The sequence below is a fragment of the Sinorhizobium sp. 6-70 genome (assembly GCF_030124375.1).
Taxonomy (GTDB): domain Bacteria; phylum Pseudomonadota; class Alphaproteobacteria; order Rhizobiales; family Rhizobiaceae; genus Sinorhizobium.
In genome coordinates, this window is the sequence record NZ_JASKLS010000005.1 from 190,376 (window position 1) to 202,714 (window position 12,339).

The 12,339-nt window shown below is 63.0% G+C and carries 10 protein-coding genes; 5 read left to right on the forward strand and 5 right to left on the reverse strand.

Going from position 1 to position 12,339, the window contains the following annotated elements:
* The first annotated feature begins 7 nt into the window (after window positions 1-7).
* The gene (locus QN222_RS12530) at window positions 8-1,285 is read left to right on the forward strand and encodes a trehalase family glycosidase (RefSeq protein ID WP_283962566.1); all 1,278 of its coding nucleotides are present in this window, start codon (window positions 8-10) and stop codon (window positions 1,283-1,285) included.
* 233 nt (window positions 1,286-1,518) lie between these two features.
* Here the strand turns inward: QN222_RS12530 and QN222_RS12535 are convergent, their stop codons facing one another.
* Both QN222_RS12535 and QN222_RS12540 read right to left on the reverse strand, forming a co-directional pair.
* Window positions 1,519-2,199, reverse strand: a complete 681-nt coding sequence (locus QN222_RS12535; protein ID WP_180939076.1) for a peroxiredoxin-like family protein — start codon at window positions 2,197-2,199, stop codon at window positions 1,519-1,521.
* Between the two features lie 104 nt (window positions 2,200-2,303).
* Complete coding sequence (locus tag QN222_RS12540) at window positions 2,304-5,579, reverse strand: adenylate/guanylate cyclase domain-containing protein (protein ID WP_283962565.1); 3,276 nt, start codon at window positions 5,577-5,579, stop codon at window positions 2,304-2,306.
* Window positions 5,580-5,878: 299 nt separating this feature from the next.
* Here QN222_RS12540 and ilvD point away from each other — a divergent pair, with 299 nt between their 5' ends.
* The gene (gene ilvD, locus QN222_RS12545) at window positions 5,879-7,717 is read left to right on the forward strand and encodes a dihydroxy-acid dehydratase (RefSeq protein WP_283962564.1); all 1,839 of its coding nucleotides are present in this window, start codon (window positions 5,879-5,881) and stop codon (window positions 7,715-7,717) included.
* Window positions 7,718-7,796: 79 nt separating this feature from the next.
* Here ilvD and QN222_RS12550 read toward each other — a convergent pair whose 3' ends face one another.
* Entirely contained in the window at window positions 7,797-8,201 is a 405-nt protein-coding gene (locus tag QN222_RS12550; RefSeq protein WP_283962588.1) for a GFA family protein, read from the reverse strand.
* Between the two features lie 153 nt (window positions 8,202-8,354).
* Window positions 8,355-8,801 carry a MarR family transcriptional regulator gene (locus QN222_RS12555; protein ID WP_283962563.1) on the reverse strand — a complete coding sequence of 149 codons (447 nt, stop codon included), beginning with the start codon at window positions 8,799-8,801 and terminating at the stop codon, window positions 8,355-8,357.
* A gap of 63 nt (window positions 8,802-8,864) precedes the next feature.
* On the opposite strand from QN222_RS12555, the gene QN222_RS12560 reads away from it, so the two are divergent.
* The 3 genes from QN222_RS12560 to QN222_RS12570 all read left to right on the forward strand — a co-directional run bounded on the left by QN222_RS12560 (window position 8,865) and on the right by QN222_RS12570 (window position 11,111).
* Window positions 8,865-9,590 (forward strand): thioredoxin family protein, encoded by a 726-nt coding sequence (locus tag QN222_RS12560; protein WP_283962562.1) that lies wholly within the window; start codon window positions 8,865-8,867, stop codon window positions 9,588-9,590.
* A 97-nt stretch (window positions 9,591-9,687) separates the two neighbouring features.
* Window positions 9,688-10,161, forward strand: coding sequence for a DUF1579 domain-containing protein (locus QN222_RS12565; RefSeq protein WP_283962561.1), 474 nt, complete (start codon window positions 9,688-9,690; stop codon window positions 10,159-10,161).
* Between the two features lie 179 nt (window positions 10,162-10,340).
* A complete protein-coding gene (locus QN222_RS12570) occupies window positions 10,341-11,111 on the forward strand; it encodes a VOC family protein (RefSeq protein ID WP_283962560.1) in 771 nt (256 codons plus the stop codon).
* 154 nt (window positions 11,112-11,265) lie between these two features.
* On the opposite strand, the gene QN222_RS12575 is transcribed toward QN222_RS12570, so the two are convergent.
* The gene (locus QN222_RS12575) at window positions 11,266-12,240 is read right to left on the reverse strand and encodes a LysR family transcriptional regulator (RefSeq protein WP_283962559.1); all 975 of its coding nucleotides are present in this window, start codon (window positions 12,238-12,240) and stop codon (window positions 11,266-11,268) included.
* Window positions 12,241-12,339: the final 99 nt, after the last annotated feature.

The window sequence follows — 12,339 nt, forward strand, 5'->3', positions numbered from 1 at the left end:
ACCCGGCATGAACGTGCATATCGACCAGGCCAAGCAAATTCTCGTCGCGAACGATCGCGGGGGTTATACCGTGCCGACCGACCGGCTCTATCCCTTCCAGTGGAACTGGGATTCCGCTTTCGTCGCCATGGGCTTCGCGCTCTACGACACCGACCGAGCCTACCGCGAGCTGGAACGCCTGGTGGAGGGCCAATGGGCGGACGGCATGATTCCGCACATCGTCTTCCACCAGCCGAGCGACACCTACTTCCCGGGCCCGAACGTCTGGCGTACGAAACATACGGTCCCGACCTCCGGCATCACCCAGCCGCCGGTGTTCGCGATTGCACTGCGCAAGCTCCATGAGGCCGCAGGCAAACAAGCGGAGGCACGCACTCTGCCGCTCTACGAGGCGGCGCTGAAATGGCACCGTTGGTGGTACGCGGCCCGCGATCCGGAAGGCACCGGCCTTGTCGCGCTGCTTCATCCCTGGGAAAGCGGAAGCGACAACTCGCCGGCCTGGGACATTGCGCTCGCCCGCGTACCAACCACCACAGACACGCCCGTGGTTCGCAAGGATACCGGCCATGTAAATGCTGAAATGCGGCCGCGCGATGAGGACTACAAGCGTTTCATCCATCTTGTCGATGCCTATGCCGCCTGCGGCTGGGATCCGGCAAAGCAATGGGAGAAGGCGCCGTTCAAGATCGCCGAAATCCAGACGACTGCGATTCTGCTGAAAGCCGGCGAAGACCTCGAACATCTTGCCGGCTTGTTCGGCAGGACGGAAGACGCGGCCGAGATCGCCGCCTTCAACGACCGCACCCGCAAGGCCATCCTGGCCCAGTGGCGGCCGAAGCTGTCGCGCTTCGTTTCCCGCGACCTGATCTCGGGCGCCGATGTGGAAGCCGCGACACAGGCGGGATTCATCCCTCTTCTTTCGCTCGATCTGGACGCCGGGATTGCCGACGCGCTGGTGACCGAGATGAAGGCATGGTCCAAGGGCCTCAAGGTCGCTTTCCCGACCACAAAGCCGGGCATCGCAGGCTGGGAACCGAAGCGCTACTGGCGTGGCCCGGCCTGGGCCATCATCAACTGGCTGCTGATCGACGGGCTGAAGCGCAACGGCCATCCGGACGCGGCGGAAGAGCTCAGGAAGTCGACGATTACGGCAATCGAGACGGAAGGTTTCGCCGAATATTTCGACCCGGTAACCGGAGAAGGCTGCGGCGGCCTCGGTTTCTCGTGGACCGCTGCTGCCTATATGTGGCTGACGAATGCTGCATCTACAGCGCCGCACGTCTAGAGCAATTCCAGGAAAACTGTGTAACGGTTTTCCGTCCGGAATTGCGTAGTTTCAACGAGTTAGATCATTTCAGCGTTTCAATGAAACAATGAAATGATCTTATGAGACGCGCAAGGAAACCTGCGGCAGCTTGAAGAATTAGGCAAATCCCGGAAGGAGCATTCCGTCCGGAATCCACCGTTTCAGCGAAACGGTGGATTCTTTGCCCGGAGCCAAAGCCGGCGGTGGAACCGTCAGTGCGCCACCTGCGATGCCGCCGACATCACCTCGTCGGGCGCCGGCGCCCGGAACATGTTGCGGCCGTCGGGCGTCATCTCCGTGAAGCACCAGCGCACCACCCCGTCGCGGTCGAGCAGGAACTGTCCGACCATCTGGCCCATGCCCGTGGCGACCATCCGGTTGTCTTCGTCCGTCATCTCGTAGTCGTCCTTCTTGTCGAGATATTCGGATGCGGCGAACGGGTCCATTGGCTCCGGCAACTCCTCCGGCATGTCGATGCGCATCGACATCGCGGTCTGCATACCGACCTTGCGCGGCCAATCGTCTTCGTTCTCGGTGAATTCCAGGTTGGGCAGACCGAAGGCACGGTGCGAAATTCGTTCCGGATCGGCCGCGGCGAGAAGGTTCGGCAGGGGATGGTAGCGGAAGTAGAGCCGCGCCCGCTCGATCGGCGTATTCACGACCGTCAGGCTTTCGACGCCTTTTTCGTTCAATGCGCCCTTGAGCTGCGCCATGGCGGCGATATGCCGGCGGCAAAACGGACAATGCAGGCCTCGAAACAGGCCCACCAGGACCGGCTTGTGGCCGCGAAAATCATCAATGGCGATCTTGCCTTCCCGTGTGATCGCGTCGAGCACGACATTCGGCGCGCGATCGCCCGGCTGCAATGGCCCTGTGCTTTGATATTCGACCATGATGCTCTCCTCCCGCTGACAGTTTGGCGCCACCAATCGAAGCACGACACGTTATAATCGCATCATTTCAAAGAGTTAGATCATTCCACCAACCATAAAACGGTCTAGTCGAGAAACGGCAGTATCATCAATGCTTCAGGATCAAGATCGTGACGCGCGCAGATGTCTCGAGCCAGTGTAAAATAGCGCTCGGCCGCCTCCAGATCTCCCGCATCAAGGCAGAGCGCTCCAAGACCATCATAGCACGGAAAAAGCACCTGCGCTTCGCTCGTTTCGCGGGCGAGGTCGAGCGCCTCTCCATAAAGCCGGCTCGCCTCGTGCGGACGGTCGTGGCACTGGTAAATCTGCCCGAGCACAAGCAGGGATACCGGAAGGTGGTCGCGCTGGTCGAGAGCGCGGTCGATTTCGATCGCCTTCTCAGCGGCGGGCACGCCCTCGGCCGCGCAGCGGTCGGTGAAGGTACAGCAGGCTACGGCCAGGTTGGCGAGCAGCCGCGCCTGAAAACCGAGATCACCGATCCGCCGCGCCATATCCAGGCCGCGTCGGCAGACGTCGATCGCCAGCTTCGGATCGACGATCGTGTAGAGCACGCCGAGATTCGTGTATCCGCGGCAGGCCGCCTGCATCAGGGTGGCGGCCTCGGCAACGCCAACGCTCTCCTCGACGGCAGCGATCGCCTCGCGCCTGCGGCCACGGCGTGCCAGCGCCACACCCTTGGTGTTCAAGGCCTCGGCAGTTACCAGGGCGGCCTCGCGCCGCGTCTCGTCGCCGGCTTCGCGTGCCAGGTCCCCGACCCGGCTCAACGCATCGTCCGCCCATTTCGAAGCGGCAAGATAGTCGCCCATCCGGAAGGCGAGATGTCCGCGCTCCTGCAAAAGGGAAGCGCTCTCTACAGGCGCATCCGCACTTGCGAGGAGGACGGCTGCATCGCTGAAATTCGCTTGCGCCTGCTCGCGATCGCCGGCCTCCCAGCGGAGATGGCCGAGCTTGCGAAGGATCCGGGCGGAGGCAACCGGATCTGTCGAGATCCGCTCATAGCCGAGCAGCGCGCGATAATGCTCCTCCGCGGCGGCACGCTCACCGGTCGGCTCCAGGAGATCCGCGACGCGCTCGCGGGCGACGAACCATTCCGGCCTCTCTTCACCCAAGGCCGCAAGCGCTGCCATGGCCTGCCGGTAGTAGCGGATGGCATCCTCGTTGGCACAAAGCTGGCGTGCACGATCGCCGGCCGCCATGAGGTAACGTGCGCCCTTGCTGCGGTTCGCCGACTGGCTGAAATGGTGGCCGAGCAGCGCCAGTTCCTCGAACCGCTCAGGCTTTTCGCCGTAGCGACGTTCGAGCGCCTCGGCGATGGCCGCATGAATTTCCGTGCGCCGCTTCACGAGCAGGTTGTTGTAGACGGCCTCGTGAAGCAGCGACTGCATGAAACGGTAGGATTGCGACGATCGCTCGCTCCCCGCCTCCTCTATGATTTCCGTGTCGCAAAGCAGTTCCAGGCCCCGGTCCACATCGGCCGGCGCGACGGCAATGCGTCTCAGCAGGTTCGCTTCAAAGCTCGGGCCTATGACGGCGGCACAGTGAACCAGGCGGCGCACCTCCTGCGGCAACCGGTCGATTCTCGCCAGCAGCATCGCTTCGATACCGACGGGGATGTCGACCGTCGCCTCTCCGCCGGCCACGCGCCAATCGGAGCCGTCGCGCCTCAGCGTTTCCAGATCGATCAGACTGCGAACGATCTCCTCGATGAACAGCGGATTGCCGCCGGCCCGACGCAGGATCCGCTCACATAACTTGTTGGGCAGACGACCTTCCCCGAAGAAGGCCGACAGAAGGCGTCGGCCATCGGCCGCGGATAATGGACCGAGACGCAAGGCGGTAATGCTGGTGCGTCCGGGAGCCAGCATGTCAGGACCGGCATCCGGGCGCTGCGTCGTCAAGAGCATCAGCGGCCGGCGATCGAGCCTGTCCAGCACGAAGCGGAGCGCCTCGAGCGAAGCCGAATCCGCCCAGTGCAGGTCCTCGATGACGAGGAGAAGCGGCGCCTGGTCGAGTCGCCGCTCCAGGATGGTCCGGATGGCGGAGAACAGCTGTCGCCGAACCTGTTCGGGCGCGATGTGCTGCAGCATCCCGTCGCGATCGCCGATACCGAGAATATGAAAGAAGAGCGGCATGAGCCGCTCGATCTCGGCCGACGGAAAGCCGATTTCAGCGAGGCCAAGGGACAGGCCTTCCTGAGTCTGCTCCGCCGTATCTGTCGAGGATATGCCGTAGGCACTGCGCAGGACCCGGGCGAGGGTTCCATAGGAGGGTTCCCCGAGTGGCGAACACCCTGCCCGCCGCACGGCGACGTGCACAAACTCTGATTCCTCGCCAAGGCCGGCGAGGAAGTCGTTGACGAGACGTGTCTTGCCGATCCCGGCTTCACCGGTCAAGCGCACCAATTGCGCCGTGCCGCCGCAGGCCAACGCAAGACAGTCACGCAGGCGCCCGATTTCCCTGTCGCGTCCGATCAACGGCGCGCTCAGGCCGAGCGCGTCGAGACCCCGTGCCGCGCGCGGCATGTCGAGCGCCCCGGTCATGCGGTGAACCTGCACGCTGCCGGCCTTGCCGCGCAGGGTCACCGCCCCGAGTGTCTCATAGGCAAAGGCGTGCCGCGTAAGGCGGTGTGTCACCGGCCCCACGAGTATTTCATCCGGCCCGGCCATCGACTGCAGCCGCTGTGCGGTGTTCACCGTATCTCCGGTGACCGAATAGGATTTGCTGCCGCCCGCACCGAAGGCGCCAGTGACGACGGGGCCGGTGTTGACACCGATATGGAGGTTCAGCGGCAGACCGATGCGTTCGTGCCAGCGTTCGCCCACCAGCGCTGCCCGACGCACCATTTCCAGCGCCGCACGAAGCGCTCGCTCCGGATCGTCCTCATGCGCCACCGGTGCACCGAAGAGGGCGAGCAACGCGTCGCCGATGAACTTGTCGACGAACCCGCCAAAAGCTTCGACGGCCTGCGTCAACTCTTCGAAGAGTTCGTTCTGCAGCGCCTGCAAGATCTCCGGATCGACCTGCTCGCCCAACGTGGTAAAGCTGCAGAGATCGGCAAAGACGATCGTGACCGTGCGGCGGTCGGCACCACTGTCCGCGCTCGAACGCGGCGGAGAGACGACCTGCGGCGCCGTGCCGGAAACATCAGGCCGCGGCGCTGGTGCGGACCGAGGCTCCGACGGTGCCGACGCACTGATCTGGGTGCCGCATTGCGGGCAAAATGCGAAGTGCGGCGGACAGGAATAGCCGCAACCCGGGCACAGGTTCTGCTGTTTCGCTCCGCACTTCGGGCAAAACGCAAAACCGCTTTGTATTTCGTAGCCGCATTCGTGACAGTTCATCTCGGACGAACCTCGAGAAAGTCCGCCATGCCCGGGAACGCCCGAGCCTGTCGGGTTTGAATGCCCAACGACAATGGACTTGTTGCCGTGGCTTGGCAAGCAAACGCCGGATGGCCGCGGCAGGCGCGCCTCGGACGTGTGCACGTGATGCGGCGACGCACACCGCAAGGTGCATAGGTCGACGGAAATAATCTGACGCAAAAGATGACGCGCACGCAATTTTGCGCTAGTACCCGTGCACCGGCACTCCCGGATCGCCACATCCGCGCAATGACATTCGTCCGTGAAGGAATACGTTCATGCCTGCCTATCGCTCCCGCACCACCACCCACGGCCGTAACATGGCCGGCGCCCGCGGCCTCTGGCGCGCAACGGGCATGAAGGACAGCGACTTCGGCAAACCGATTATCGCGGTGGTGAACTCGTTCACGCAGTTTGTGCCGGGCCACGTGCATCTTAAGGATATGGGCCAGCTCGTCGCCCGCGAGATCGAGGCGGCCGGCGGTGTCGCCAAGGAATTCAACACGATCGCCGTCGACGACGGCATCGCCATGGGCCATGACGGCATGCTCTATTCGCTGCCCTCACGCGAAATCATCGCCGACAGCGTCGAATACATGGTCAACGCGCACTGCGCCGATGCCATGGTCTGCATTTCCAACTGCGACAAGATCACGCCCGGCATGCTGATGGCGGCACTTCGCCTCAACATCCCGGCCGTCTTCGTCTCCGGCGGTCCGATGGAAGCCGGCAAGGTCGTGCTGCACGGCAAGAAACACGCACTCGACCTCGTCGACGCGATGGTCGCTGCCGCCGACGACAATGTTTCCGACGAGGACGTCAAGGTCATCGAGCGTTCCGCCTGCCCGACCTGCGGCTCCTGCTCGGGCATGTTCACGGCGAACTCGATGAACTGTCTGACCGAGGCGCTCGGCCTGTCGCTCCCCGGCAACGGTTCGACGCTCGCTACCCACGCCGACCGCAAGCGTCTCTTCGTCGAGGCCGGCCACCTGGTGGTCGATCTCGCGCGCCGCTACTACGAACAGGAAGACGAACGCGTCCTGCCACGCACAATCGCTTCCAAGCAAGCCTTCGAGAATGCCATGGCGCTCGATATCGCCATGGGCGGCTCGACCAACACCGTGCTGCACATCCTCGCCGCGGCCTATGAGGGCGAGGTAGACTTCACCATGGACGATATCGACCGGTTGTCACGCAAGGTTCCCTGTCTGTCGAAGGTCGCACCCGCAAAGGCCGACGTGCATATGGAAGACGTGCACCGCGCCGGCGGCATCATGTCGATCCTCGGCGAACTCGACAAAGGCGGCCTCATCAACCGCGACTGCGTGACCGTACACAGCGAGACGCTCGGCGACGCGATCGACCGTTGGGACATCACCCGCACGTCGAGCGAAACCGTCCGCGATTTCTACCGTGCCGCGCCGGGCGGCATCCCGACCCAGGTCGCTTTCAGCCAGGAGGCGCGCTGGGAAGATCTTGATACCGACCGCGAGAAGGGCGTCATCCGCTCGGTCGAGCATCCCTTCTCGAAGGACGGCGGCCTTGCCGTCCTCAAGGGCAACATCGCGCTCGACGGCTGCATCGTCAAAACGGCGGGCGTCGACGAAAGCATCCTGAAGTTTTCCGGCCGGGCCCGGGTCTTCGAAAGTCAGGACGCCTCCGTCAAGGCGATCCTCGCCAACGAGATCAACGCGGGCGACGTCGTGGTCATCCGCTACGAAGGTCCGAAGGGCGGGCCGGGCATGCAGGAAATGCTCTACCCGACGAGCTATCTGAAGTCGAAGGGCCTCGGCAAGGCCTGCGCGCTCATCACCGACGGCCGCTTCTCCGGCGGTACGTCCGGCCTCTCCATCGGCCACGTATCACCCGAGGCGGCGAACGGCGGCACGATCGGCTTGGTGCGCGAAGGCGACATGATCGACATCGACATTCCGAACCGGACGATCAGCCTGCGGGTCGACGAAGCCGCGCTCGCCACCCGCCGCGCCGAGCAGGACGCCAAGGGCTGGAAGCCGGCCGAGCAGCGCAAGCGTCGGGTGACGACCGCGCTCAAGGCCTACGCCGCTTTTGCGACCTCTGCCGACCGTGGCGCCGTTCGCGATCTCGGCGACCGGTAATCGCCGCACCCCGACCGCAAAAAGGCTCCCGTCGCGGCGGGAGCTTTTTCGTTATGCGTGCTTGCAGGTGCCGCGCAGATCACATGTGCCGCGTCTCGGCGGGCGCGTTCCACCAGTTGTTGTGCAGGCCGTCCATGTACTGGATCGGCAAGGTCGCGAGCACGGCCGGATCGACATCGTCGAGGCAGGCGACATTGATGGAGACGAACGCGCCGCCGATCTCTTCGACATATCCGTGGCCGTAGGGCGCCATACCGCAGCTCTCGCAGAACCGGTGATGGCCGCTCATCGTGGCGAACTGATAATCGCCGATACCGGCTTCGTCACAGAGTAGGCGGAAATCCTCCGGCTTCACGATCGCGCCCCAATAGCGCGTTTTCGAGCAGTACGAACAATTGCAACGGCTGGTCCCAGCCTCGAGATCGGCATCAACCTCGTAGCGGATCCGTCCGCAATGGCAGCTACCCTTGTAGGTCATCTTCATCGTCGTTCCTCCCGCCTGAAAAGCCACGGCTTTGCAGCGACGCGGCGTTGCCGGCGAGATCAGCACGATCTTCAACGGAAAGCCATCCTCATTATCCATGGCCCAGCTTGAAGGAGCTGACTTGCACCGGGGCGCGGTCGCCCCCTCCCGGCATCACGTGAGCGCCACAAGATCAGCGCGCAGGCGGTCTGGAACATTCGCGCCGAGCTGTGCATCGACCTCGGCATGCGTTTCCTTCCAGATCGGCACCGCCCGGGCGAGCAGCCGCTCGCCCTCCGCCGTCAGCCTCAGGCGCCGCAACCGACGGTCCTCCGGATCGACAAGGACGTCGATAAGCCCGCGGCGCTCAAGCGGCTTCAGCGCCGCGGTCAGCGTCGTACGGTCCATGGCAAGCAGCGAGGCGACCATGCTGATACTCGGCGGTTCCGGCCGGTTGAGCGACATCAGCAGCGAGAACTGCCCGTTTGTGATATCGAGAGGCCGCAGCGCCTCGTCGAACCGCCGTGCGAGTGCCCGGGCAGCGCGCTGGATATGCAGGCACAGGCAGTTGTCCCTGACGAGGACTGTGGTGGCGAAGGGTACCAGAAGCGACTTTGACATGGTTGAGTAATGTTGATATCAACGTAATTAGTCAAGTGCTACATTTCGTGAGGAGGAAAGAGCATGAGACCCAACCATGCCATCGTGTCATCCGAGGAATGGCTGAAGGCGCGCAAATCGCTTCTCGCCCTGGAAAAGGAACACACCCGCTTGCGGGACCGCATCAATGCCGAGCGTCAGGCTCTGCCCTGGGTAAGGATGGACAAATCCTATGTCTTCGAAACGCTTGCCGGTCCGAAGACATTGTCGGAGCTTTTCGGCGGGCGCAGCCAGCTCGTCGTCTATCACTTCATGCTTGGAGCAGACTGGGAAGCCGGATGTCCAAGCTGCTCGTTCCTGGCCGATCACTTCGCCGGCATGCTGCCGCATCTCAATCATCACGATGTCACGCTGATCGCCGCTTCGAACGCCCCGCTCGCCAAGATCGAAGCCTATCGCAAGCGAATGGGCTGGCACTTCCCTTGGGTCTCGGCTCACGGCAACGACTTCAACAGCGACTTCCATGTGTCCTTCACGCCCGCCGAACTCGCGGGCGACAAGGTCGTCTACAACTTCACGGAAATTGACAGCGGCGAGGCCTACGAAGAGCTTCCCGGGCTCAGCGCCTTCTACAAGGATGAGGACGGCACCGTCTATCATACCTATTCCACCTATGCCCGCGGCCTGGAGGAGCTTGTCGGCACCTTCATGCTGCTCGATCGGGCGCCCAAGGGGCGGAACGAAGGCACGATCATGGACTTCGTCCGCCGCCACGACGAATACGAGGAGGCGCCCAGGCAACGGGCCTGAGCTTGATAACGACCGGGGAACCATCGGCGTTTCCGAGCGTTGCTATATCTCGCGGCGTTCCAGTCCGGGACGCCGCGTCTCGCCATTGGAGGGATTGATGAAGGCGGAACCTCAGGAGGAACACCGGTGGCTGGAACAATTGCTCGGTGAGTGGGAGGTGACGTCGCTACCTCCGACCGAAGGCGACCAGACGCAGGCTCCATGGACGGAAAACGTTCGCTCGATGCAGGGACTGTGGGTCGTCTGCGAGGGAAAAGGCACGATGCCGGACGGTAGCCCCGCCCAGTCGCTGATGACCCTTGGGTTCAATCCGCAGACGAACCGCTATGTCGGCACCTGGGTCGGCTCGATGATGACGCACATGTGGGTCTATGACGGCGTGCTCGAAGACGACCGCAAGACGCTTACGCTCAACTGTGAAGGGCCGGACTTCGACCGACCCGGCAGATCCGCAAGCTATCAGGACGTAATCACCCTTATCGACGGCAACCATCGCACGCTGACGGCCCGTGTCCAGACCGAAGACGGAAACTGGAAGGAGATCATGGCCGCTGAATATCGCCGGCGCTAATGCATGTCGCCCAAAAGTGTGCAGCGGTTTTGCGACAACGACATGCATAAGAACAAAGATGTAGAGCGCGTTGCATGAATTCGTCTGAACGTGATGCGCTTTAATGACGGCAGGCAAACCACTGTTCCGTTGCCGCGAATGGCAGCACATTCCCACAGCAAAAAACCGGAGGACGGAAAATGACGGGTCAGCATGGGAAATTCGTCTGGTATGAACTGATGACGACCGACACGAAGGCCGCCCAAACATTCTACGAGAACGTGGTTGGCTGGAGCGGCAGCGATGCCGGTATGCCGGGCATCGAGTATACGCTGTTCTCCGTCGGTGATCGGCAGGTGGCGGGATTGATGACAATGCCCGAGGGCGCGCTGGAGATGAAGATCCCGCCGGCATGGCTCGGCTATGTCGCCGTCGATGACGTCGACGCGGCCGCCGCCAAGCTCGCAGCAGACGGCGGCAATGTTCACCGCGCTCCGGACGACATCCCGGGTGTCGGCCGCTTTGCCATTGTCACCGATCCGCATGGCGCCGTGTTCGCGCTTTTCAAGGGGACGAGTGAGGCGCCTGCAGCCCTGGAGCAGATGGCACCCGGAAACGTCGGCTGGCACGAACTGATGGCCGGCGACCTCGATACCGCCTTCCCGTTCTATTCCAGCCTTTTCGGCTGGACCAAGGACCAGGCGATGGACATGGGCGACATGGGCACCTACCAGATCTTCGCCTGGAACGGCACCCAGATCGGCGGCATGATGACCAAGCCGAAGGAGGTTCCCGCCCCCTACTGGCTTTACTATTTCAACGTCGAAGCGCTGGATACCGCAATCGAGCGGGCAAAAGCCGGCGGCGCGAAGATCGTGCTGGAGCCCATGGAAGTGCCGGGCGGAGCCTGGATCGTCCAATGCATCGATCCGCAGGGCGCCCTTTTTGCCCTCGTTGCACCAAAACGTTGACGGCCTGTCGACCTGTGACACTTTAAGTCAAGGGCGCCTCTCCATGCGGGGGCGCCCGTCTCGAATCCAAGCCGTGCGCATGTCTCACGCCGAAGCCGTCTCGACGCCGGTGTTTCCTTAGATTGCAGGATAAAACATGCAGCAATTCAAAGTGCTACAGCGTACTTTGCGCGTCTGATAGACGCGCGTCGCTGTGGTGATCGCTCGCCCGCGCGACCGGTTCCGGCGCCACGCGGGCATTCCGACCAAGGAAGTCGAGGACAGCCCGAATACGCGCGGGAAGCGCGCCGCCTTGGCCGAGGAAGACGGCGTGGATCTCTTCCAGATCGCCGGGATTCAAGTCTTCAAGAATGGGAACGAGCCGCCCGGCGTCAATGTCGGCGCGCACGGTGAACTCCGCAAGCCGCGCCAGTCCGGCGCCGGCAAGGGCGAGATGGCGGAGCCCCTCGCCGTCGCTCACCTGCAGCGTGCCTGAAGCCGGCAGAATGATCGTTTCTCCGTCGGACCGGATCGGCCAGCCGTCGATGGCGCGCGCATAGCAGAAGCCGAGCCGGTTATGGCCCTCGAGCTCTTCGATGGTCGAGGGCGTCCCGTACTGATCGAGGTAGGAGGGCGCGGCCACGATCACCATTCGCGTGGCGCCGAGCTTGCGGGCAATCAGCGCCGAACTCTTCAGTGGCCCTGATCGGATGGCGATATCGGCACGCGCCTCGATCAGGTCGACCACCGCGTCGGTCTGGACGATGTCGAGCGAGACGGCGGGAAAGCGCCCCCGGAATTCCGGCAGGAGCGGCATCAGGATATGGGTTGCGAAAGAAGCACTGACATTCAGCCGGACCCGACCCGTCGGCATCTCGCCTCCGGCCGCACAGCGTTCGGCCTCCTCGATGTCGGCCAGGATGCGGGCAGTGCGCTGGTAGAAGGCACAGCCCTCCGGCGTCAGTTGCAGCCGCCGCGTGGACCGGTTGACGAGGCGGACGCCAAGCCGCTCCTCGAGCCGGAGGACAAGCTTGCTGACTGCCGATGGCGTCATGCGGAAATGGCGCGCGGCCGACGAGAAGCCGCCGAGTTCGACCGCCCTGGCGAACACTTCCATTTCCCCTGAACGATTGACGGAAAGCCGAGACATATGACTTCAACTCACAAATGATGTTCCGAACAGCAGTCTATCTCCAAAAGGCAAAGAGCTCCACGGTCCTGTCTCCAGACGCATTGAAACGACAAGGGA

Excerpts from the sequence above, each read along its gene's own strand:
- QN222_RS12530 (WP_283962566.1), top strand. The coding sequence starts at position 8 with ATGAACGTGCATATCGACCAGGCCAAGCAAATTCTCGTCGCGAACGAT.
- QN222_RS12535 (WP_180939076.1), bottom strand. The coding sequence starts at position 2,199 with ATGGTCGAATATCAAAGCACAGGGCCATTGCAGCCGGGCGATCGCGCG.
- QN222_RS12540 (WP_283962565.1), bottom strand. The coding sequence starts at position 5,579 with ATGAACTGTCACGAATGCGGCTACGAAATACAAAGCGGTTTTGCGTTT.
- ilvD (WP_283962564.1), top strand. The coding sequence starts at position 5,879 with ATGCCTGCCTATCGCTCCCGCACCACCACCCACGGCCGTAACATGGCC.
- QN222_RS12550 (WP_283962588.1), bottom strand. The coding sequence starts at position 8,201 with ATGAAGATGACCTACAAGGGTAGCTGCCATTGCGGACGGATCCGCTAC.
- QN222_RS12555 (WP_283962563.1), bottom strand. The coding sequence starts at position 8,801 with ATGTCAAAGTCGCTTCTGGTACCCTTCGCCACCACAGTCCTCGTCAGG.
- QN222_RS12560 (WP_283962562.1), top strand. The coding sequence starts at position 8,865 with ATGAGACCCAACCATGCCATCGTGTCATCCGAGGAATGGCTGAAGGCG.
- QN222_RS12565 (WP_283962561.1), top strand. The coding sequence starts at position 9,688 with ATGAAGGCGGAACCTCAGGAGGAACACCGGTGGCTGGAACAATTGCTC.
- QN222_RS12570 (WP_283962560.1), top strand. The coding sequence starts at position 10,341 with ATGACGGGTCAGCATGGGAAATTCGTCTGGTATGAACTGATGACGACC.
- QN222_RS12575 (WP_283962559.1), bottom strand. The coding sequence starts at position 12,240 with ATGTCTCGGCTTTCCGTCAATCGTTCAGGGGAAATGGAAGTGTTCGCC.